The following is a 24,224-nucleotide window of genomic DNA, read 5'->3' as shown; positions in this document are numbered from 1 at the left end:
AGCTGAATATTTACATTATTTTTAAAATAACGGCCTATTATTTTCTTGATCAAAAATTATAACGATTGCGAAAATTCAAATTTTGAAAACTTGATAATGATATTTTGGTTTCCTGTTAAAGAATTGTCAATTAATCTACTAATTATTAACAATCATCAATAATTATGACTTAATTTTTTATAATATTTAAAATGCGACCTATTAGAAAGCCATCAAACTATTAAATAGATAAAAGTTTGGTCATACTCTATTTTTCAAAAACAACATATTGCTCCCACTTTTCGAGCACACCTGAGAAATCCTCAGGAAGTGGTACCTCAAAGTACTCACGCTTCTTGGTAATTGGGTGGACAAAGCCTAGGGATTTGGCGTGAAGCGCCTGTCTTGGCATAAGTTCAAAACAGTTTTGAACAAAGGATTTATACTTTGAGAACTGGGTTCCTTTCCTGATTTTATCCCCACCATACATAGAGTCATTGAACAATGGATGTCCTATATGCTTCATATGCGCCCTGATTTGATGCGTACGACCCGTCTCCAAGTTGCACTGAATCAATGACACATACCTGAGTCTCTTGAGGACTTTGTAATGTGTGATGGCATGCTTTCCTTGACTTCCATCTGGGAAAGCCATCATAACCTTCCGATCCTTGGCACTTCTACCCACATGGGCATTGATGGTGCCTTCATCAGCTTCAGGCTCACCCCATACCAATGCTATGTAAGTTCTATCTATCGTGTGGTGAAAAAACTGATTAGCCAAATCGGTCATGGCAGCCTCTGACTTAGCAATCACTAGCAAGCCAGAAGTGTCCTTGTCTATTCTATGCACCAATCCTGGCCGACCACTATTGCCCGGTAGCTCAGGCAGCTGATTGAAATAATGCACTAGTCCATTAACCAAAGTACCTGTCCAATTGCCATGCGCAGGGTGTACGACCATACCTGGAGGCTTATTGATGATCAACAAATAGTCATCTTCATAAATGATGTCTAAAGACAATTCTTCGGGAATCACCTCAGTATGCATCACAGGTTTTTCTAAAAATACCTTGATTTCATCGTCCGGTTTGATTTTATAATTAGACTTGACAGTCTTTCCATTAACCGTTATGTGTCCATTATCGATGGCAGTTTGAACTTTGTTTCTTGTAGCATTAGCTAATTTGTCCGTCAGGTACTTATCGATTCGTACCATAGACTGCTTCTTGTCTATCACCATGTGATGATGTTCAAAAAGTGCTACCTCTTCATCCTCAAACTGATCAATATCTAAATCCTCTGCCATGGGACAAAAGTAAGGCTACTTTCATAATATTTCGGATATTTGAAAAGATATTGTGATTATTTGCTATTGTACAAGTATGTGAATATTTCAAATCTTATCATGCTGATAACCGTCAACGGTCGAAAGTCATCAGATCAAACAGCTGATTTCAAAAAGCTTTATACAGAATAGCCAAAGCTGTGAATGTTTATAGCTATGAAAATAATACAAAGGTTTTGGAATTAGCTTATAAATAAATAAACCAAGTTTCATGCTTATTCCACAAGAAATATCTACAGATACCCTCCACCACCCGTTATGGGAGAGACTTGGTATAAGTGTGGCTATCAAAAGACTGGATCAAGTGCATCCACTTGCATCTGGTAATAAATTTTTCAAGCTTAAATTTAATTTAGAGCAAGCTAAGCTGGAAGGCAAAAAGAAAATTTTAACTTTTGGCGGAGCCTATTCTAATCACATCTATGCCACAGCCTCCGCCTGTCAGGCAGCTGGATTCGAATCAATAGGGATGATTAGGGGTGAGGAAACACTTCCACTCAACCCTACTTTAGCTGCTGCTCGGGAAAAAGGAATGATGCTGCATTATGTGTCTAGGGTAGATTATAGAAACAAAAAAGAGGAGGAATTTCTAAACGGACTTCGGAAAACACATGGGGCCTTCTATCACGTACCTGAGGGGGGAACCAATAGCCTAGCCATCAAGGGAACTTCTGAAATTTTGTCTGATCAGGACAATGAATATAGTCATATCTGTACTTCAATCGGAACAGGAGGCACCTTTGCAGGCTTGGCAGCTAGCATAGGCCCACATCAAGTACTCCAAGGATTCTCCTCGCTCAAAGGAGATTTTATTCATCAAGAGATGGCTGATCTACTCGGCAAACATCAGATTTCTCCAAAAGGTAAACTTGAAATAGAGGATCAATATCATTTTGGTGGCTATGGCAAAACCAATGGTGATTTGCTAGCCTTTATTCGCTGGTTTTACGGAGAATTTCAAATCGCCTTAGAGCCTATATATACAGGAAAAATGTGCTATGGCGTATTAGAAAAAATCAAAAATGGAGACTTCCCCAAAGGTTCCAAAATCCTACTCCTCCACACTGGAGGGCTTCAAGGCCTAGCCGGCTTCAACCAAAGATTCGGTACTTCTCTCCCTCTCTGACAGCACATCCCTATATCTGTCTATACGTTTCCTTGCCAGTCTTTTGAATTCGCCGATATGATCAATCAATATCTATTGATATCTCTGCTAAGCTATATGATTTACTTGCAAAGTTCCGTATAGCCACATCCCTATATTTCAATTTATAATTATCCGCAATGACACCAGTAATTCAATAAAACGAAAGGATCAAGCGGATAATCGTCAACGGACGACGGTCGACAGTCGACAACATCTGAATTTAAGGTGTGTGCGTAATAAAATATGGTTACTGGTGCGAAAGCGGGTATACATATTTCAATTGTATTTCAACCATATTTCAAAGTATTTCTACTCTAATTCATCTAAAAGGCTTCCAAATCAAATAAACCTTTAATACCTATTAGAGAGGTCTTCAATTAATTTACTCCTTCAACCTATACTGATCCTCGATTTCCTGTGGGATGATTTCCAATACATTGGCCAATACCAAACGCACAAGAGTTTTAGAGGCTAAAAATCTAGGCAGCTTTGCCCTTGTTGCGTATTCCTTAAGTGTCAACACGCCCTTTTCAGCAAGGGCTTGCATCAATATGGTTTCTTTGTCTCCATAAGTAAAAACCATGTCTTTAGGATGCTTTCCCCTTCGGAGGATTTCCCATACTTCTTTACTGGCCTTTACCGTCTTATCCTGCACTCTAATAAATGCACGTCTTTGCTTTTCCTCCTTGATATAATGTGGGCGATTTGCTGACTTGGGTATAGAGAATACAGCGACGCCTTTCTTGGGATTTAATTTGAAAACCTCCACTTCATACTGCAAAGCAGGAAAAATGTAGTCTTTGATGGCTTTTCCCATCACAAAAACTTCTTCTTCAATAAATCGCTGCCCAGAAACTGTTCCATCATCATCTACACCGATCAACAACACCCCCCCTTCAGTATTGGCCAAAGCTATCATCTCCCTCACGATTTTGTCAGGATAGGCCGCCTTTTTCTTGAACTCTACAGTCAGGCCCTCGCCTTGTTGTGCATACTTATGGATATCCTGAAGTGTCATGGTTAAACGCCTCTATTCAATTCTGCAAGTCTATTTTTCATGCCTTGCCACTCATCTCTCAATTTAGCTGCTTCCATGAAGTTGAGTTCTTTGGCAGCTTTTTCCATTTGCTTTTGGGTAGAAGCAATCAATTTTTCTAGTTTGTCCTTGCTCAGATACTGAACAATCGGATCAGCAGCCACCAATGCCTCTTGGTCTTGTTGCTCAGCATAGGTTTTTGCATTTTTCTTACTATCAGCCACCTTGGTTTGCCCCATGATTTTTTCCCTTGACTTGATGACCGTTCTCGGAGTGATGCCATGCTCTTCATTATATGCTATTTGTAGGGCTCTTCTTCTCAAGGTTTCATCAATTGCCATTTGCATCGAATGGGTGGTAGTATCTGCATACATGATCACACGACCCTCCGAGTTACGAGCTGCACGACCAATAGTTTGCACCAAGCTCCTTTCATTTCTCAAGAAGCCTTCCTTGTCAGCATCCAAGATGGCAACAAGAGAAACCTCAGGCAAATCCAACCCCTCTCTCAACAGATTCACACCAACCAACACATCAAATACACCCAATCTCAGCTCTCTGAGTATTTCAACCCTATCCAATGGCTTGACTTCAGAATGTATGTAGCGGCTTTTGACACCAGCTCGCTCCAGGTATTTCTGTAACTCTTCGGCCATTCTTTTGGTCAGCGTAGTCACCAAAACTCTTGCGTCAGACTTGATGGTTTGATCTATTTCCTCCAATAAATCATCGATTTGATTGGCACTTGGTCTCACGTCGATCAATGGGTCCAAAAGCCCTGTTGGTCTGATGATCTGTTCTACTACAACACCTTCTGTCTGAGCTAACTCATAATCTGCTGGTGTAGCACTGACGTAGATCACCTGGTTGGTAAGATCCTCAAATTCTTCAAACTTCAATGGTCGATTATCAAGGGCAGAAGGTAATCTAAAACCATAATCCACCAAATTCACCTTACGAGATCTGTCACCTCCCCACATCGCTCTCACTTGAGGTACTGTCACATGACTCTCGTCAATCACCAATAAATAATCATCAGGGAAATAATCCAAAAGACAGAATGGCCTTGTCCCTGGATTTCTTCTATCAAAATACCGTGAGTAATTCTCCACTCCAGAACAATAACCAAGCTCTCTGATCATCTCCAAATCAAACTCCGTCCGCTCTCTCAGTCTCTTGGCCTCGATTAGCTTCATGTCCTTTTCAAAAAAAGAAACCTGCGCCATCAAATCATCTTGAATCTCATGAATCGCTGTATCAATCACATCTCTGCCAGTTACAAAGAGGTTTGCAGGAAAGATAGAAATGAGCTTCTCATCAGAAATCTTCTTCCCTGTAGTAGGATCTACCCGCTGTATCGCCTCGATCTCATCTCCCCAGAAGAAAATGCGATAAGCAAAATCCGCATAAGCCACAAAAATATCGACTGTATCACCCTTCACTCTAAAAGTGCCATGACTTAAATCTTGATTAGTCCGAGAATATAAGATATCTACCAATTTGAAAAGCAATTGATTTCTTGGGATTCGGTCACCTTCCTGAAGCCGGATGACATTTTTCCCAAACTCCTCTGGGTTACCTATACCATAGATACAGGAAACTGAAGCTACTACAATGACATCTCTTCTTCCTGATAGCAATGCCGAGGTAGCACTAAGGCGGAGCTTTTCGATTTCCTCGTTGATAGAAAGGTCCTTCTCTATATAAGTCCCACTAGTAGGAATAAAGGCCTCCGGCTGGTAGTAGTCATAGTAAGAGATAAAGTACTCCACGGCATTGTCAGGAAAAAACTGCTTGAACTCACCATAAAGCTGTGCAGCAAGGGTCTTATTATGACTCAAAACCAAGGTGGGTTTTTGAACCTGCTGAATCACGTTGGCGATGGTAAATGTCTTTCCTGAGCCCGTCACCCCCAAAAGCACTTGTGCAGGATCTCCTTCATTGAGTCCATGAACAAGCTGTTTGATTGCTTCTGGCTGATCTCCAGTAGGTTTGTATTCTGATTGTAGATTGAAATCCATTTTTTTCTTGACTAGCTTTAGATAACACCCTCAGACTGCATAATAGTTTATCAAATCACTTATTTCCTATTTGTCTAGCCTGCTTAAATGTCTCAAAATTATAGTAAAGAAAATTAGTTCGTAGAATCACCACCAGTAAAATCGGAATCAAACTAGGGTGAAATGACTGCCAACCCAATATCCAAAAGATAACTGCGGCGTCAGCCATGATCAAAGCAAACATCAAATACTTCCTCACCCAAGGTAGAATCTTTTCCTTTAAAAGACCATAAACCAAAACCAAATGCATCGGGAAAGCCCAAAGTAAATTCCAATTCCACTTAGTTTGAGAATGAAAAGTCAAAAACCAAAGCACAAATACCAATAAACCAACCAACCCAAGTACAGAAAACAGCGCTATATCATAACCCACATACAAGCGCTTTCGCTTATAACCTAGGTAAGTGATTACCATAAATAAAATCGCCACCAGCCACATCACCGCATAAGGGTTGAAAAGGCTCCCTTCGGATGGCCTATCTGGAAACTGCAAGACAGTTCTAGCATCTTTGACTAAAGGTCTTGTAGGCCCGTCACCTTCTATCTCTGCTCGAGCAAAAGCTGCTTCCATATAATCTGGTAAAAACTGCTTATCCCACTCCGATGCCTTGGCATCAATAACAGACCCCAAAGCCAAGTCAATACCCAAATCATACCAGGGAAGTGGATAGACATATTCGTCTATCAACTCTCTGAAGGTTTGTTCCCGAGGTTCGGCAGGGTCATACCAAACTAGCTGTTTTCCGAGAATATCTTCAAACAAATCCCTAATTCTTGTGGCACAATTGTCATAGAAAAAATCATATCGATAAAATCTATTTTCAGGCAAAAGGTTGATTTTCAAAAAGCGGATCACCTCTTCTGTTTGTTTTGGATTCAAATCCAAAATCTGTTCTCTAACATTTCTTTGGAAGTACTGATACTCGTAGAGGAATCTATCAAAGGTGGTAACGGTCAACATGTAATCTAAAGTCCGCTGGGTAAACTTGACCACAAAAAATGGCGCGTCAAAATCAAATGTACCATAATTATAGACCAAGTCTTCTCCAGTTTCTTGATTGAGAACTCGAATGGCGCTATGTCCGAAGACAGAATAGATCTGATCTCCCGGATCACAGGTAAGAAGACTGATTTGATACTGCTCTGCATTGGCAAATAAAATAGTCGAATAAATAAACGAATAACTGAGCAGAACTTTTTTCAAAAGGTTTTTCATATAACGAACTTTATGAGTCTGACTATTTTTTAAAACATGGACTTTTTGAAAAGAAAATATGGCACGCAGTTGACCTTAAATTCAGCACGAATTTACAGGATTATCTTGTTTATTTTTTTAGAGATGGGATATTCCTACGTTAGCTTTTCTCAGATAGCCTTAGAAATAGGAGATTACAGAACAATCAGTTCTGGGGACTTTGATAATCCTGCTATTTGGGAAAGGTGGGACGGGTTAGCATGGCTACCCGCTGCTACTAAGCCTGAAATTGGGAATAATGTGTTTTTTCAGCAAGGCAATGAAATCAGAATTAGAGCAAATGAATCAGTCAATAACCTTTATCTTTTTAGTGCCGCTAGCCCAGGAAGGCTTTTGAACTTGCAAACTTTTGAACTTAGAGTTAATGGAGCGCTGAGAGCTTTTAGATTGGAATTAGGGCAGTTCACGATCAATAATGTCTCCAATGCCACTACGGATTGGATTTATCCACAAACAGGAAGTATTGTTTTCATTGGAAACAGTAGAAATGTAGTAGATAGATCTTCTTGGAGTGCGAATACACTTAACAGTAGATTCCAAGTTCGATTCAGAGCAAATCCTGGACAATCACTCACCGTCAATTCAGGCTTCAAAGCAAATGCTTTCATTATTGAATCGGGAACAGTAGTTCAAACACTTAACACAGATGGTATTCCAGCTTGCTCTACTTTTTCTTATAATGTACAAGCGATGTTCAATGGTACAGGCCCTTATGGAGACTTTATCATAGAACCCGGCGCTACCTTTATCTCTCAATGCCCTGGACCTCCTCAAGAGCAGATTATCAGACGAACGAATACGATCCCTGCAGCACTTTTTCACCTGAAGCCAGGAGCTAATCTCGTACTGCTTGGCAATAACCCGCAAATGGATGTGGCTGAATTTCGCTTTGAAGGCAATACCTACTACCGCTCCAATGCAGGTACACAACGCTTAATCAGCACTACTTTTGCCAGTTCTGGCAATCCAAAAACCTATCATAACCTTTTTTTTGAAAATACTGCCGTAAAACTTCTTCCCGATTCAGTTTTTCTCACCGGGGATATTGGCAGACTAACAGGGCCAGCCCCAAGTGATGGCCCAACCTTGCTAAGATTTCAAGGTATGGGAGAGCAGCAAATTGTCAATTGGGAACTTGACTTAAGCCAAATACATGTAAACAAACCAAGCGGCAGAATTGTAACTTTCAACGATCTCCGCAGTCTAGGTAATTGGATCATGGAAAGTGGGCAAATTGACTTCAACGGCTACGACCTGTATGTCAATACAGATGGGGCTGGTGTATTTAGATACCTAGGTGGTACTTGGAGAAATATCCACAGACTTTTTTATAATAATTTCCCTTCGATATTGACCAATGAAAATGCACATTTTCCTTTTGAAGATATCTATCAGGGTGGAGTGAGGAGGCTACGACTATCTGGGACATCTCCTGGTGGTGACTTTCAAGTGCGGTACATTGAGATTCCTGGCTCAAATTGGGAGCCAGACTTCGATGATACGGACGGTACACCCATTCTCTATCAACTCAACTCTTACTTCGAAATCGAAGGTCTGTCAGCCGGGTCAGACCCCATCGAAATGGAATTGGCTGCAGAAAATCTCATAGTCGATGCAGTAGACGATTTGAGGATTGTCAGCAATGGCATCCCCGCACCTGGTCTACATTTGCCCGGAGTGGATGCAGATACACTTTGGGCTAGAAGAAATCTAACTTATGACGAGCTCAATAATCAAACTTTCACCATTGGTAGTTACCGATATCTTTCTATCCTACCAATTAATTTTATTAATCATAAAGCAATCTGGAAATCAGGTGAGGTAAATATCTCTTGGAAAATAGCAGCCAGTGAAGAGCAAGGAGTCTTTGAAATCGAAAAGGCCATAGACCAAGTAGAGCATTTCAAAAGCGTTGCAAAGCTACCTTCTGAAAAAGATATTTTAGTCCACCACTTCCTATACTCCTGGGAAAAACCAAAAGGAAGAATATTCTTTAGAATCAAATTCACCAACCTTGAAGGTAAGAGCGTTTACAGCCGAGTCTTTCGGCTAGAGGGACTAAACGAATTCAGTCCCAAAGCGAGTATCTATCCCAATCCAGTCAAAACCGAACAATTACACCTGACCCTGCCTAACTATTTTGATCCAGCATCTTCCACCATCCAAATCTATGACTCTAATGGAATCCTGATAAACATATGTGGTTACGAGGATTTTAATAATAATTTCAATGGAGATTCACTGCAAACTGGGATGTATCTGATACATGCTTATGATGGTAAGCATCTTGAGGTATTGAAATTGATCAAAAATTAAGTGCTCTTTAATTTTTTGACTATCTTTTGCTCAATTTAAAAAACAAAATGATGAACAGCCCTGAATCAAATTTTGAAGCTTTAGGATTAGTCCTACCTCCACCACCCAAACCAATTGGCGTCTACCGTCCTTGTCTTGTAGATGGTAAATACCTTTACCTATCAGGTCATGGTTCTTTCAAGGAAGATGGGAGTTTGATCATTGGCAAAGTAGGCAAAGACTTAGATTTACTAAGTGGCAAAATGGCTGCCCGACAAGTTGGTCTGGCCATGCTAGCCACCATCAAAGCCAATCTAGGCTCTTTAAATAGAGTTAAGTGTGTCATCAAAGTACTTGGTATGGTCAATTGTGTTGATGGATTTGAAAAACATCCTTATGTTATCAATGGCTGTAGTGAACTTTTTGCAGCAGTATGGGGAGAGGAAAATGGTATAGGAACTCGAAGTGCAGTAGGCTTCAATTCACTTCCAGATAATATCCCGGTAGAAATTGAGGCTATGTTTGAGCTGGTCTGAAAATACCTAAAAATTAAAAAATAAAGCCCAAAGATTCAGGATTAGTGATCGGTCAGATTCTTAAAATCTGCTTTTCATCATTATAATTCAATCAATCATCATCCATTCAAAGCATTTTAGCTATCCTTTATAATAAAAATCATTGTTCTTAACAGTTAGACAATTTTTTTTTGGAAATAATTTTTAATTTTAATCTGGCAATCGATTTTTGTGTAAAACAATGAAATGAAAGGAGGTAGTGATAAAAAGAAAAGTCAAAGATAATTGAGTAAAAAAGAGGTGCTGTAGTAACCTCAAAAAATTTCCGTAAATAATATTTAAATTTATTAATCGATTAAGTTATGACAAACAAATACCAATCTTGTGATAAAACCTTTATTGGTTTTAAACCAAAAATCAGGGCATTTGTTGCATTGACAGGGACATTACTTTTCTTATCAGGAGAAAATTTTGCGACTGTTCGCAACAACAAAAATGTGACCCCAGAAAACCACTTATACTCAAGTACTGAGTTGACATGGGCAGATATTCAAAACAGAAATATACGTGGAGTGGTCAAAGGTGAAGACGGTGAGCCTATTCCAGGTGTTAGCATATTGGTAAAAGGAACTACTAGAGGAACATCAAGTGATTTAGATGGTAACTTTTCATTACAAGTGAACGATAATGATGTATTGGTATTTACCTTTATTGGCTTTAAAAGACAAGAACTCAATGTTGGTAATAGAAGCGTATTAGACGTCATTCTCCAAGAAGATTTATCTGATTTAAGCGAGTTCGTGGTGACAGGTTATGGAGTTCAAGAAAAGAGAGCTATTACTGGTGCGATGTCTTCTGTGAAAGGAGAAGTAATTCAAAATTTTCCAGTAGTATCCATGGATAGAGCGCTACAAGGTCAGATATCTGGGGTGAATGTAATGGCAAACAATGGCGTGCCAGGTGGTCCAGTCACATTCCAAATCAGAGGAGTTGGTTCCATCACAGCAGGTTCTCAGCCTTTGATCATTGTAGATGGCGTTCAATTGAATATGTCTTCTTCAGCTACCAATACAGCAAGTAACCCCTTGGCATTCTTAAATACTAATGATATTGAGTCTATTGAAGTTCTTAAAGATGGTGCTGCAGCATCTATATATGGAGCTCAGGCGGCAAACGGTGTAATCTTGGTAACTACCAAGTCTGGTAAAGCAGGTAAGACGCAATATAATCTAAATGTGTTTACTGGTATCACTGAGCCAATGCCAGTAGTACAGATGATGAATAGCCAAGAGTTTTTTGATGCAAGGCTGACTGCTTTCAATAATCAGTTTCCAAATAGAACTGCGGCTGCGAACAGAGCTATTTTATTGCCTCAATTAGGTTTTCCTGCTGATTTCTCAGATGCTGATATTGCAGCATTACCTACATACGATTGGCAGAGAGAAGCGTTTAGAACAGGTACTACTAAAAATATTGAATTGAGCGCGAGTGGAGGTAATGATAAGACTACATTCTTGATCTCAGGTTCTCACAATTATACAGAAGGTAACGTAGTCGGTATTGATTTTCAGCGCTCCACTGCTAAATTCCGATTGAATCACCAAGAAAACAAGCGTTTAAGTTTTGGTTTCGATGTGAACTTGGCAAGCATTCTTCAGAATGGTTCTACGGGAAGTTCGGGTTCTACTGGAGCTTTTGCAGCACCTCAATATTCTTCTCCTATGATGTTGCCTTGGATTCCGATATTCTTGGAAGATGGGTCTTATAATGCTCCTGTTGCTGGTTTTCCTGGAAATATGGATAGAAATGCTATTTCTGAGACTTTGTTGAATGATTTAGAAAGTAGAACAAAATCCATTGTAGGTAACTTTAATGTCACTTACAAAATATTAGACAACTTGACCTTCAGAAGTTTCTATGGACTAGATTACAGAGTTGTTGACCAAAATACTTACACTGACCCAAGAACCCGTTCAGGTTTTGCGGTACAAGGTTCATTAGGTATTGCCAACAGACAAAATGTAAACTTTATCACTAATCAGACATTAAACTATAACAAAAAGTTTGATGGAGGTCATAATATGACTGTGTTGCTTGGTGCTGAATATAGAAGTGATTCTCAAGAGTTATCATCAGCCAACGCTCAAGGATTTCCTACTTTCCAGTTTAGAACAATGCAAGCTGCTGCTGTGATTACTTCAGCTTCTGCTAACTGGACTGGTTTTAGAAGAGTCGGTGTGTTCTCCCAAGTGAATTACGATTTTAACAAAAAATACTTGGTGAGTGGTGTATTAAGATACGATGGATCTTCTCGATTTGGAGCAGATAATTTATTCGGTTGGTTCCCTGCGATTTCTGCTGGTTGGAACCTTCATGAAGAAGGCTGGTTGACTGATAAATCATGGATTGATCAGATCAAGTTGAGAGCTGGTTACGGAGAGACAGGAAATGATGCTATAGGTAACTTTGACTCGAGAGGTTTGTATCAAGGTTTGGGTGCAGCTAACTACAATCAAGAGCCAGGTATCAGACCATCTGCAATAGCAAACACGTTCTTGAGATGGGAAAGAAATGTTACTACTAACATAGGTATAGACTATGCGTTTTTTGGAGGAAGAGTAAGTGGAGCTTTGGAAGTCTACAGAAGATTGAGTAAAGACTTATTATTGGATACTCCTCTTCCTTGGACTTCGGGGTTCAGCAACGTAACTCAAAACGTTGGTTTATTGAAAAATGAAGGTGTTGAAATTGAAATCCAAACAAGAAACATTGTTAAAAGAGATTTCTCTTGGACTACTAATTTCAACATTACATTTATCAATAATGAAGTACTTGATTTGGGTGGTGATGATGTCCTTCCAGGTAATCAATCTGTAAGAGTTGGTTATTCAATAGGAACTAACTTTACTGCAAAATATGCAGGTGTAAACTCCGCTACAGGCAAGCCAATGTGGTTTGATGCTAATGGTGATGTGACTTACAACCCAGTTTCTCCAGGTGATTTTTATACTTTTGGAAATTCACTGAGTAGTTTTTTTGGTGGGTTGACAAATACATTCACATACAAGGGGTTATCTGTAAGTGCATTGTTTATCTATGACTATGGTAGAGAGTTAAGCAACGCTGGTCAAATGCAGTTCTGGTCTAGAAATGGACAGGATAACAGGAACAGTTTGCAGAGTGTTTATGCTAATCGCTGGACCGAGCCTGGTCAAGTTACTAATGTTCCAAGACCTATTGGTGGTGGTGCCGAAACTGGCGCTAGAAATAAAAATGCAGGAAGTTCACGTTTCTTGGAAGATGCTTCCTTCATTCGTTTGAGACAGTTGGCAATAAATTATGATATCCCTAGACAATTCCTTTCTAGAATGAAATTGAGATCTGCTCAGGTTTATGCCCAAGGTGCTAACCTTTTGACTTGGACTGCATGGAAAGGATATGATCCTGAATTGGTAATTGGAGAAGGCAGCTTTACTTCTACCCAAGGTGCATTGCCTCAAACGAGGGCGTATACGTTAGGTGTTCAAATTGGTTTTTAATTAATCGTCATGAAAAAGAATATATTAAAATGTTTTGCAATAGGGCTTATCTTAACCATAAGCTCATGTGCTGAGTGGTTGAATGTAGAACCAAGACAATCGATTGACTCAGCGACAGCTTTGAGCAGCGAAGAAGCTATTACTGCTGCAACTAATGGAATTTATGCCAGGTTTAGAGCTGTAGCTCTTTATGGTAGGGATTTCATTGCCATCCCAGAACTTCTTGCAGATAATGCGTTCAATACAGGGGCTGGTAACCGCTTGGTAGGTCAATTCAATAATCAGCCAGGATCTCATATGAGTAACTGGGGCACTGCATATTTTACAATTAACCAAATCAATTTAGTTCTGAAAGCGTTAGGTGAAGTTGAATTGCCTACTACATTTAGAAATAGAATAAGAGGAGAGGTGCTTTTCCTTCGAGCATTGCTTTACCATGATTTGGCAAGAGTGTATGCTTATGATCCTACGGCAGATATTCCACAATTCAATAATGGTGGTGTTCCTATTCTCGAAAATGGTTCATTGGCAGTTGCTGATGTAATTTATCCTGCTAGAGCAAGTGTTACAGAAGTTTATGATTTTATTTATAGCGATTTGGAGGAATCTTACTCTTTGCTACAAAACTTAGGAAATCAAAGAAGTCCTCATTTTGTGACTGCTGGAGCTGTTGCTGCTCTTTTCTCTAGGGTGGCTCTTTACAGAGGAGATTATCAACGTTCAATCGTGCAGGCTGACTTAGCTATGGCAAGCGGTGGAGCTACGTTCCCAAGTGATCCTGTTAGTGGTTGGAGAACACCAATTCATCCGGAGTCATTCTTTGAGATTGTATTTACTACTCCTGATAACATCGGAGTAAATGAATCGTTGAGAGCGACATTTATGACTAGAAACTTCTTGAATGATCCGAACCCCGCATCTCATGGTAACGTTGTGTTCTCTGATGGGCTCGTAGCAGCGTTCCCAGAAGAAGACTTGAGAAGACAATTGCAGCAAAGAGGACTTGCAGTCAACTCCGCTTTGACTGAGATTAATAAATTTGCAGGTAAGAATGGTGTAGCTAACCTTGATAACGTACCAGTAATCCGTTATTCAGAAGCAATTACCAACAAAGCTGAAGCTCATTATCATTTGGGTCAGTTTGGATCTGCTTTGACAGAAATTAATAAACTTAGAGTTAGAGCAGGTTTAGTGGCTTTGGCGGACATTACCGGTCCTCAAGTCCTTGAAGAAATCTTGGCAGAAAAGAGAAGGGAATTTGCATTTGAAGGTCACAGGTTCTTTGACCTAAAGAGATTAGGTAGAGATATCACAAAAATGAACGGTGTTTTAGAATTTACAGATTTTAGAGTTCTTGGAAATCTTCCAAACCGTGAAATTGATGTCAACACAAATCTAGTTCAAAATAGAGGCTATTAATTAAGACTAATGCTATGAAAAGAATATATGTAATTTTAGTTGCACTAATGGTGTCATTTGTAGCAACGAGTTGCTTTGAGGATTACTCTGAACAACATTTCTTCAGAACATTAACTGTTGAATTCGAGGACGCTGTGGCTAGAAATAACGCTCCTGGCGTAAACTATCCTTTGCTGCCACAATTAAGAAACAATGCAGGAAACAGAACTTTCAGAATCAATCTTTTTGGCGGTTTACATGGACAGGATTTGACTATTCCTGTGAGAGTAGTGGCAGAAAGCACTACAGCAGTTGAAGGAGTTCATTACTCTTTACCTGAAGGTTTGAATGTTAGAATTCCTGCTAACGAAGCATTTGGATTTCTAACTATAAATATTCCTGAATTGACAAATACTCAGGCCGTAAGATTAGTTTTCGAACTTGAGTCTACTGATATTGTTGCTGCTAGCAATAATAAAAAGAGAATTGGTATGAATATCGTGAGGTAATTACTTATTGCCACAAGTTTTTAATATTGATTCAATAATAAAAAAGAGGCTGTCTCAAAATGTAAATTCTGACAGCTAATTTTAAGCAATGGAGGCCGATTTCTTAGATTTCGGCCTTTATTTTTTTGACTTTAGGTCGAAAAATTCTTCTTTTCTTTTTTTAAAATTTTGTCTCCGTTAAAGGTTAGTAAATAGTCTTAAAGTGTTCCAAATAAGCATTTTGAGTTAAACAAGAAAGGCTAGCCGAGAAATCAACTAGCCTTAAATTTTAAGAGATGTATGAGACCGCCTCTCTTTTATTCTCCATGTGAGCATATATAATAGCTATTAGCCTATATTATGCCTTAGAGTACTTGAGAGGTGGACTAATACTTTGCGTTTTGAAGAAATTCCTTCATTACAAGACTTTTTTTGATCTGGAAGAAAGGCTTTCAGACATGGATTTGAAAAGCATCCCTATGTCATCAATGGCTGTAGTGAACTTTTTGCAGCAGTATGGGGTGAGGAAAATGGTATCGGAACTCGAAGTGCAGTGAGTTTCAATTCACTTCCAGATAATATTCCCGTAGAAATTGAGGCTATGTTTGAGCTGGTTTGATTGGCTTGAATTGAAATAAAAACCTCTGCTGTAAAAGTTTGGGTTAATTGTTAATAATTGACTTTTTTTACGTTCAGATAATTTTCCCGAAAATCATAAACTCAAATATAAATATGTACCAAATCAAAAAAACTTGGGCACTGTTTGCATTGCTTATGCTGTGCTTTTCGGCTCTTGCCCAACAAAAGAAAAAAGTAAGCTTAGAGGACGTATTCAAGTCCAATTCATTCTCTGCGAAGGGAGTCTATGGTATCAATTGGATGAAAGATGGGCAGTACTATAGTTCACTAGTAAGGTCTGCATCAGGTCCATCTGTAGTTAAAATCAATGTCGCTACTGGAAAGCAAGAAGCTACCCTTATAGATGGTACAAAAATCGGCGTCAACTTCTCCAGCTATAGTTTCAATGCAGATGAAACCAAAGCGCTACTATCCTCTAACATTGAACGTATTTACAGAAGATCTAGCAAGGCAGTCAACCATGTGGTAGACCTTCAGACAGGCGATGCACAACTGCTCGTGAATGGTGAAAAAATCATGTACGCTACCTTATCTCCAGATAATGACAAAGTCGCTTATGTGAGGGACAACAACCTTTTTATTGTAAGGCTTGATAATAACCAGATCACTCAAGTAACCGAGGATGGTAAATGGAACCACATCCTCAATGGGGCTGCTGATTGGGTTTATGAAGAGGAGTTTTCCATGTCCAAAGCATTTGAGTGGTCTCCAGATGGGAAGAAACTTGCCTTTATCCGATTTGATGAAACCGATGTTCCTGAATTCAATATGCAAACATGGGGCGAGCTATACCCGCAAGATTATAGGTTCAAATATCCTAAAGCAGGGGAAAAAAATGCTGAGGTGAGTATCCACGTCTATGATTTGGCTTCTCAAAACACCATCAAAGTAGACACTGGTACAGAAAAAGACATCTACTTACCTAGAATCTACTGGACTGCTACTTCAAATACCCTAGCGTATATCAGACTCAACCGACTTCAAAACCAGCTTGATTTTTTTGCTGCCAATACTGCTACTGGAGAAAGCAATTTGATCCTACAGGAAAAATCAAAAACCTACGTTGATCTCAACTACAATGACAACTTCTACTTCTTGGCAGGAGATAAAGGTTTCATTCGAACCTCCGAGCAGGATGGATTTAAGCATATCTACCACCATGACATGTCTGGTAAGCTGATCAAGCAAATCACAAGCGGCAGCTGGGAAGTAAGTAGCTTAATCGGTGTAGATGAAAAAGGCAAAAAAATCTATTTCATTTCTACGGAAGCTTCCCCACTTGAAAGAAACCTCTATGTCATCAACATGGATGGCAAAAATAAAAAGATCCTAACCCCTGCTAGCGGTACGCATAGCATCAACATGAGTAAGGATTTCAAATACTACATCGCTACCCATACACAAGCAAATAGTCCTGCAAGAATTACTTTGAATACTGCAGCAGGGAAAGAATTGCAAGTATTGGAAGATAACCAAGAGCTGAGAGATAAATTGAAGAATTTTGCCTTGGCTGAAAAGGAATTCTTCGATTTCAAAACTATAGATGGCACTTCGCTCAATGCTTATATGATCAAACCTGCGGATTTCGATCCAGCAAAAAAATATCCTGTATTGATGTACGTATATGGCGGTCCCGGCTCCCAGAATGTTACCAACAGCTGGGGAGGAACTAGGGACTTTTGGCATCACCACCTGGCCGCAGAAGGCTATATTGTGGTTTGTGTAGACAATAGAGGAACAGGCGCTAGAGGCAGAGACTTCAAGCATAGCACCTATGCCAACTTAGGAAAAATCGAAACTGAAGACCAGATTGCTGGTGCAAGACATTTGGGCACGCTCCCTTTTGTAGATAAATCCCGAATTGGTATATGGGGTTGGTCCTATGGTGGCTACATGTCATCATTGGCATTGATGATCGGCAATGATGTGTTCAAGGCTGCTATTTCTGTGGCACCAGTGACGACTTGGAGATACTATGACACGATCTACACTGAGCGCTATTTACAAACTCCACAACTAAACCCATCAGGTTATGACGACAATTCCCCCATCACCCATGTCGACAAATTGAAGGGCAACTTGTTGTTGATCCATGGTACAGGAGATGACAATGTACATTTTCAAAATGCTGTCGACCTTGTAGATGCATTAATCAAGGCAGATAAGCAATTTGAATCTTTCTATTATCCCAATAGAAATCATGGGATCTCAGGTGGAAATACCAGCTGGCATCTATACAATATGATGACAGATTTCATCAAGAGAAAGCTTTAAAAACTCATGTAGCCCCATTTGAATTTCAAATGGGGCTTTTCTTTTCAACGAAGCATGTTTTTTTATTTGGGGTTTTATGTATAACTTATTTGGCATAACCCCGAAATTAAAACCTATGAAAGAAAGATTAAACACATCGATTCAATCCCTCAGCTTGATATTGGTAGCTGCTGGACTTGCTTGGGTGGTATGGTCAGCTGATACCACTATGGCTCAGATGCTTTTCTACCTCATCATCTTAGTCGCTTTTATAGAATCACTTAGCCTTTATTTGGTAGGCAAAGTTTATCCAGAGAGTCACACTTCATTTAAGATGGGCATCATCGCCTCGCTTTTGATTCTATTGGGCATCAAGACCATGGCAGCAGGATTTTTCATTCCTTTAACCATAGCTGTATTTGCGGTAAATTTCTTGTACAACTTTTATACAAACAACAAGAGAAGGCAAGGATCATTTAAAAGAAGGACTGGAAAGAAAATGAAGATGCGATAATCTACTCCATCATTGATTCAATTCAGATACTCGGCACATTATTTGTTTTTCAGAGGAATAAAATCTTTAATTTATGAAAAAGACTTTATTCCTTCTTTTCTTTTTTGCACCCCTACTTGTTTTTTCACAAGCCAAATTGGAAAAACTTATGGAGGAAAGACAAGCCCTTCATCAGCAATGGCAAAATTCTGAAAGTAAAAAGTCGGGGATTTTTGGAAATAGGACAAAAAAAGACATGGTCGAAACTAACAATTGGATGGAAAGGATCATCAATAAGGATAATCAGATCATGGATGAGCTCAAGATGCTCAGCGAAATTGAAAAGACAGAAATTACCTACGAAAAAAACGATTACAAATTCATCTCTAGAAAACAGGAACGAGAGATCGCTACACTCAAAAGAGCCCTCCAAGAAAAAGAACAAAACATAGAGGAAAGAAAAAGCAACAATAGAACTTACGAGTGGACTTCCTTTATTTTCTTTTTATCCACAGTGGGACTGGGATATATGTATTGGAAAAAAGTCATAAAAAAACCTAAAATCTCGATTAACTCTCGACTTTAGGCTTCTTTTAATTATGCTATCGAAATCTTTTAATGACTTTCAATACCATTTTTTATTCTAATCCTTTATCCCTCATTTTGGAAAATTCATCATATCTTCTGTAAATAGCCACACAGAATCCGATCAACATGATGATGGTTCCAGCCCAAAGGATATTGATTTGTGGCTTGACCATGGCCTTGAGTACCACATAATCTTTCTGATTTCTATTCACAGTAAATACGAATTTATTCTCCTCAGGTAGGATATTAGTCAATTCCACCTTCAGACCCAATTCATTTTCTATTACAGGAACACGCCCTACTTGATTATTACGGATGATGAATATCGGTTCCAGTACCTTCTCCACATCATAATCCTGTATTGTCAATTTTGCTTTGACGGCGACATCCCCATCAAACAATTGCATTCCGTCCAACTCTCTGACCACATCAGCACTTTCAAACTTAGTCACCATATCAGCGAGGTAAAAAGTATCTCCAGGTGCCACTTCGAATAGCTCATCTTCTCTCCACTCAGGATCATCGAAATCATTGATGACAGAGACAAAGGTGTACAGATCCCTATTGAGAAACCTCCTCGAATCAGGAGAAGAAATCAAGCCCATAGAAGTATTATACTGTGCCATTGGGCTGAGTGAAAATTTGAGATCGTCTTCTTGGTAGTAGTCTATTTTGAAGTAGTCATTTTCCTCCAATACAATATTGACAAATTCTCCTTCCCTATGATATGTTTTGCCATTGACAACAATATCAGCTAAAGCAATAGCTTGGTTGACCTCTCCAGTAGACTTGAGCAACTTAGCATCAACAAGTCCTGGCACTCCCACTACTTTTTTCTGCCTACCTCTGTAGATGGCAGTATAATCTTTGATCTGCGTTGGCTTGTTGATCCAAAGTAAGACGTGTTCTTTGTTGATCTCGTCTTCGAAGCTATTGCTATAAGTCAGGCCAGAAAGGTTATAAGAAATCACTTCTGAATAACCTGATGAGAACATCACCCCGATCAAAATCATCCCAAGACCAATATGTGCCAAAGATCCTCCTGCAAGTTTGAACGTAGATTTTCTTATCAACTTAGTCAGAATAGTAGCATTTGCAACGATGGTAAACGTCCCTGCAAGAACTACCACGATATAGCTAATATCATAGACTTTGCCTATAACAATGATCGCTGCAGAAATTAAAACAGAAACCACATATGGAACCGTCAAGGTGTCTTTCAGCGTCTTAGAATCCATCTTATTCCACCAAAAAAACTGCCCTACAGCTGTCAATAGTGCTAGCGCTACTGCAAACCAAAGCTGAAACTTGGTATAAAACCCGACTTGATCAGCTGGAGGAGCCATATTGGATATCCCACCGAAACTCTCAACAATCGCATTCCATACCGGAATAGAGGTAGGTAAGATCACCTGAAATGCCATCAGACCCAAGGTAGTCGCCCCTATAAAAATCCAAAACTCTCTTGAATATACAGAAGCTTCCCTTTCCGAGCTTGGGATATGCTTCCATGCTCGAACTGACAGGAAAATAGCTGCAAACAAAAAGAATAGCATGTAAATCAATAGCTGACCTGATAGCCCCAAGTCGGTAAAGGAGTGAACTGATGAGTCACCCAATACCCCACTTCTTACTAGAAATGTAGCATATAGCACGAGGATAAATGAAGCAATGATCAATACGATGGAGGTCTTGAGCGCTGTGGCACTTTTCTTATAGGTAATCATCGTGTGAATACCTGCTACTAAAATCAACCAAGGAACGTATACCGCATTTTCAACAGGATCCCAGTTCCAATAGCCTCCAAAGTTCAAGGTCACATAGGCCCAATAAGCACCCATGATAATCCCCATACCCAATACCATAGCAGAGAATATCGCCCACGGTAGCGCAGGACGAATCCATTCAGAATATCTTTTTGAAGCAAGCCCTGCCATTAAAAAGGCAAAAGGCACCAGTGTACTAGCATATCCCAAAAACAAAGTAGGAGGGTGAATCACCATCCAAATATTTTGTAGAAGTGGATTCAAACCCGTCCCATCTTCTGGAACAAAATCAGGATTGATCTGGAAAATAGGAGCTGTCACAGCATCTCTAAGAAGAATAAATGGTGAACTGCCAATTTTCAAATCTCCAATCACCACACCAAGGATCATGGAAACCAAGAAGGCTTGAACCAATGCAAATACCACCATCACGGGTGCTTCCCATGTTTTATTGGTATGTATAATCACTAGACCGAGCACAACATTCCAGACTATCCACAAGATAAAAGCCCCTTCTTGTCCTTCCCAGAAACTCGACACCATGTAATGCACAGGTAGTGCCATAGAGGAGTGAGAATAGGCATAGAAATACTCAAATCGATGATTGTAGATGATTTCAAAAAGAGTCGCCGCGATGACTACCGAGGCTACAGCATGAATATAGAAAAGTATTCTACTAAAATTCTTCCAATTGGACTTCTCAAGCTCGTTGGCTTGGTGATATTTGTAATAGGAAAAGGCCGTCAGCACTGCACTTACAAAAGCAAGAATAGTGGCAAAATGGCCAAGATTACCCACAAAGGTATTGATCATATCTTAATTGAATTCAGGTTTACATTCCGGCAGTATTGACTTCGTTCTCCTGATACTTGGATGGACACTTCATCAGGATCTTATCCGCCATAAATAGCTCATCACTTTTGTAGCCACCAATCACTACAACCTGCTCTGATCTATGAAAATCGGCAGGAACAGGCTCGTTGTAAAATACCCGCTGCTCCGTACCATCATTATCTACCATCATAAAATAAAAAGAGGTCTTATCTTCATTGACTTCTATGCCCACCACTTGGCCTGAATCTGTCTTTTTCAACTGACCTACTACGTGAATAGCCTTGTCCTCTCCTCTTTCCTTCATCGCTTTGGCTGTAGCAAAGCTTTCATACGTACTCGCATCTCCCAACATGGAAACGATGATGACGATCGCAATGGCGATGATCCCCAAGCCTAGAATATGTCCTTTTTTCATTTTCTATTTATTTATTACTAGCATTTGCTTACGCAAATTTCAAGTTATTGGATACTATTTTTCTTTGATCAATTGCTCCAATCGAGCAGCTTTGCGATCTGTACTGATTACATAAACCAAGATTCCTGCAAAAACAATCCCGATCACACCTACCAACACATAAATTTTACCTTCAGACCGCATCAAGTCGGCCATCTCTATTTTTGAATTTTGATAATCCTCTTTCGTAATGGCAATTTTCTCTTGTGCGATTCCTTGTAAACTCACAAGAAGAAATAAAATGACAAACCACTTTTTCATAATATTTTCAGTTGATGATGACGCGCCTATCACCGCCAGGCTTGATGCGCTATGATATTATTTGTAATGCTAGTTAAGAGATCTGATTGATCAATTTGTCTTCGATTTTTCGTTCTACTCGTTTCAATCTTACCCTGACTACACTGAGCCAAGTCCCAAGTAGGGTCCAAGCGATGATTGCCGGATAAAATACTTTTCTCAGATTACTATCCAAATCGTAAGCATTGAACCCAGGGTTTCCACCATTACCTGGATGTAAGCTGTCTGTAAGTCTAGGCAATACAAATATCAAAGGGATAAATGCAGCAAAAGCAAAGATGTTGTAAACAGCGCCAATTCGCGCTCTTTGATGCACGTCTGTGAGTGAGTTTCTTAAAATCAAATATGCAAAATACATCAATAGGCCAATGGCAGAGGCATTTTGCTTGGGATCTCCAGACCAATAATCCCCCCAAGTATATCTCGCCCACAGCATCCCTGTTACAATTCCTAATACACCAAAGAGAATAGCAGCATTGGTGAACTCTATGGCGATGTCATCATGTCGAAGGTCGTTGCTCTTGAGGTACTTGATGCTGTAGATCACTGCTACTATCAGCATGATGATCATCCCAAACCACATAGTGACATGAAAATATAATGCCCTGATCGTCTCGTTAAGGATGGGAAGTCTTGGTACGTCTAGCAGGAGACCTGCGATGATGGTATAAGCCAGCAATGCAATAGTGAGAATTTTCCACCAGCTTGATTTCATCTTGATTTCGTTTGTGTTGATGATGGTTAATTACCGAATCCCAAACATGCTACGGCTTCTTACTACCGTAGTTTTAGGAGAATGCTTAGATTGACTGTATGCGATATTTATGATACAATTGACTTGGGCAGTTCATCGGTAAGAATTTTACATTTCAGGGGCAAAAATAAGGCATAAGTTCCTGATTCCTGTGCTTTTTGTTACTTATTTGAACAGTGCCAAAGGAATGTGGATGAAAAGATAATTTCACGATATCAACTCCTCCACAAATAAGGAAACAGAATATAAGCTGTGGCAGAAATAATGGCATTGATAGCCAATAAGGTGATGATTTTGTCTACGCTGACACTCCAATCCAATCCATCTATGGCGTTCTTGGATACCCGAATGGCCATCAGTAAAATCGGGATGATCACTGGGAAGCTTAATATAGCCATCAAAGTGGCATTGTTGCTGGCTTTGGAAGCGATACCAGACACCATGGTCAGACAAGCTGAAAAACCCAAACCACCTAGCACCAAGTTCAATACAAACAGCCCTTGATTCTGTACAGGATTCCCCAAGATGACACTAAATACCAAGTATCCCAAAAGTGCCAAAACCAATGTCAAAATCGAATTATATATGATCTTGGAAACAATGATGGCTTCAGGAGAAGCAATCATATAATAGTACAACTGCCGACCCTGATGCTCTTGTACGAAGCTTTTGGCCACTGCATTCACAGCTGAAAAAAGGATAATAATCCAATACAAAGCATTCCAAGTGGGCACTCCAATATTACCCTGCTTAGCACCTACGCTCAGATAAGTGATAAATACTGCCGAAACCACATACAACAAAATCCCATTGAGGGCATACTTCTGCCTCCACTCTAGTGTGAGTTCTTTGAGGATAAGGGTACGGATTTGTTGGAGCATATTCTTACTTTTCAAGGTCAAAGTTATGAAAATGATAGATACAAGGTGGATTTAGATAGGAAATAAGTTGGATATAAAGTTGAAATATGATGGAAATAAAGTAGACACAGCTCCAAAACTTGTTTCTTGATAAGCAATACATAATTTTCCGTACAATCATATCACCATGTAAATATCTATTTCAAGAGTTTTCTCAAAGCAT

The 24,224-nt window shown here is 39.5% G+C and carries 18 protein-coding genes and 1 pseudogene; 10 read left to right on the top strand and 9 right to left on the bottom strand.

The annotated features are described in order from the left end of the window. Positions 1-247: 247 nt before the first annotated feature. Positions 248-1,288, bottom strand: a complete 1,041-nt coding sequence (locus tag CHB66_RS09130) for an RluA family pseudouridine synthase (protein ID WP_089240182.1) — start codon at positions 1,286-1,288, stop codon at positions 248-250. Positions 1,289-1,538: 250 nt separating this feature from the next. Here CHB66_RS09130 and CHB66_RS09125 point away from each other — a divergent pair, with 250 nt between their 5' ends. Then, a complete protein-coding gene (locus CHB66_RS09125) occupies positions 1,539-2,453 on the top strand; it encodes a 1-aminocyclopropane-1-carboxylate deaminase/D-cysteine desulfhydrase (RefSeq protein ID WP_089240180.1) in 915 nt (304 codons plus the stop codon). Between the two features lie 403 nt (positions 2,454-2,856). On the opposite strand, the gene CHB66_RS09120 is transcribed toward CHB66_RS09125, so the two are convergent. From CHB66_RS09120 to CHB66_RS09110, 3 genes are read right to left on the bottom strand one after another with little or no spacing between them, the layout of a single operon-like run. Further along, the gene (locus CHB66_RS09120) at positions 2,857-3,492 is read right to left on the bottom strand and encodes an AlbA family DNA-binding domain-containing protein (protein WP_089240178.1); all 636 of its coding nucleotides are present in this window, start codon (positions 3,490-3,492) and stop codon (positions 2,857-2,859) included. A 2-nt stretch (positions 3,493-3,494) separates the two neighbouring features. Next, positions 3,495-5,531 (bottom strand): excinuclease ABC subunit UvrB, encoded by a 2,037-nt coding sequence (gene uvrB / locus CHB66_RS09115; RefSeq protein ID WP_089240176.1) that lies wholly within the window; start codon positions 5,529-5,531, stop codon positions 3,495-3,497. Between the two features lie 55 nt (positions 5,532-5,586). Then, a complete protein-coding gene (locus tag CHB66_RS09110) occupies positions 5,587-6,786 on the bottom strand; it encodes an Lnb N-terminal periplasmic domain-containing protein (RefSeq protein WP_089240174.1) in 1,200 nt (399 codons plus the stop codon). Positions 6,787-6,822: 36 nt separating this feature from the next. On the opposite strand from CHB66_RS09110, the gene CHB66_RS09105 reads away from it, so the two are divergent. The 9 genes and pseudogenes from CHB66_RS09105 to CHB66_RS09065 all read left to right on the top strand — a co-directional run bounded on the left by CHB66_RS09105 (position 6,823) and on the right by CHB66_RS09065 (position 19,031). After that, complete coding sequence (locus tag CHB66_RS09105; protein WP_089240172.1) at positions 6,823-9,141, top strand: T9SS type A sorting domain-containing protein; 2,319 nt, start codon at positions 6,823-6,825, stop codon at positions 9,139-9,141. A gap of 50 nt (positions 9,142-9,191) precedes the next feature. Beyond that, a complete protein-coding gene (locus CHB66_RS09100) occupies positions 9,192-9,656 on the top strand; it encodes a RidA family protein (protein WP_089240224.1) in 465 nt (154 codons plus the stop codon). Positions 9,657-9,997: 341 nt separating this feature from the next. Continuing rightward, positions 9,998-13,174 (top strand): SusC/RagA family TonB-linked outer membrane protein, encoded by a 3,177-nt coding sequence (locus CHB66_RS09095; RefSeq protein WP_089240170.1) that lies wholly within the window; start codon positions 9,998-10,000, stop codon positions 13,172-13,174. 9 nt (positions 13,175-13,183) lie between these two features. After that, on the top strand, positions 13,184-14,593 hold the full coding sequence (locus tag CHB66_RS09090) for a RagB/SusD family nutrient uptake outer membrane protein (protein ID WP_089240168.1): 1,410 nt from the start codon (positions 13,184-13,186) through the stop codon (positions 14,591-14,593). 14 nt (positions 14,594-14,607) lie between these two features. Continuing rightward, on the top strand, positions 14,608-15,081 hold the full coding sequence (locus CHB66_RS09085) for a DUF4843 domain-containing protein (protein ID WP_089240166.1): 474 nt from the start codon (positions 14,608-14,610) through the stop codon (positions 15,079-15,081). Between the two features lie 442 nt (positions 15,082-15,523). Next, a pseudogene (locus CHB66_RS17195) lies at positions 15,524-15,679 on the top strand (RidA family protein); the annotation flags it as partial. A 113-nt stretch (positions 15,680-15,792) separates the two neighbouring features. After that, positions 15,793-17,973 carry a S9 family peptidase gene (locus tag CHB66_RS09075; protein WP_089240164.1) on the top strand — a complete coding sequence of 727 codons (2,181 nt, stop codon included), beginning with the start codon at positions 15,793-15,795 and terminating at the stop codon, positions 17,971-17,973. Positions 17,974-18,088: 115 nt separating this feature from the next. Next, a complete protein-coding gene (locus CHB66_RS09070) occupies positions 18,089-18,466 on the top strand; it encodes a hypothetical protein (RefSeq protein ID WP_089240162.1) in 378 nt (125 codons plus the stop codon). A gap of 73 nt (positions 18,467-18,539) precedes the next feature. Then, positions 18,540-19,031, top strand: coding sequence for a Clp protease ClpB (locus CHB66_RS09065; protein ID WP_089240160.1), 492 nt, complete (start codon positions 18,540-18,542; stop codon positions 19,029-19,031). A 52-nt stretch (positions 19,032-19,083) separates the two neighbouring features. Here CHB66_RS09065 and ccsA (CHB66_RS09060) read toward each other — a convergent pair whose 3' ends face one another. From ccsA (CHB66_RS09060) to CHB66_RS09040, 5 genes are all read right to left on the bottom strand, one after another. Beyond that, a complete protein-coding gene (gene ccsA / locus CHB66_RS09060) occupies positions 19,084-21,612 on the bottom strand; it encodes a cytochrome c biogenesis protein CcsA (RefSeq protein ID WP_089240158.1) in 2,529 nt (842 codons plus the stop codon). A gap of 19 nt (positions 21,613-21,631) precedes the next feature. Then, positions 21,632-22,048 carry a cytochrome c maturation protein CcmE domain-containing protein gene (locus tag CHB66_RS09055; RefSeq protein ID WP_076497786.1) on the bottom strand — a complete coding sequence of 139 codons (417 nt, stop codon included), beginning with the start codon at positions 22,046-22,048 and terminating at the stop codon, positions 21,632-21,634. Between the two features lie 54 nt (positions 22,049-22,102). Continuing rightward, a complete protein-coding gene (locus CHB66_RS09050; protein ID WP_089240156.1) occupies positions 22,103-22,348 on the bottom strand; it encodes a CcmD family protein in 246 nt (81 codons plus the stop codon). Positions 22,349-22,421: 73 nt separating this feature from the next. Beyond that, complete coding sequence (gene ccsA, locus CHB66_RS09045) at positions 22,422-23,102, bottom strand: cytochrome c biogenesis protein CcsA (protein ID WP_089240154.1); 681 nt, start codon at positions 23,100-23,102, stop codon at positions 22,422-22,424. Between the two features lie 254 nt (positions 23,103-23,356). Then, on the bottom strand, positions 23,357-24,022 hold the full coding sequence (locus CHB66_RS09040; protein ID WP_089240152.1) for a heme exporter protein CcmB: 666 nt from the start codon (positions 24,020-24,022) through the stop codon (positions 23,357-23,359). Positions 24,023-24,224: the final 202 nt, after the last annotated feature.

This window comes from Belliella buryatensis, from assembly GCF_900188245.1.
Lineage (GTDB): Bacteria > Bacteroidota > Bacteroidia > Cytophagales > Cyclobacteriaceae > Belliella > Belliella buryatensis.
The sequence above is the reverse complement of the archived record's forward strand: the minus strand, read 5'-3'. Positions and strand labels throughout refer to the sequence as shown.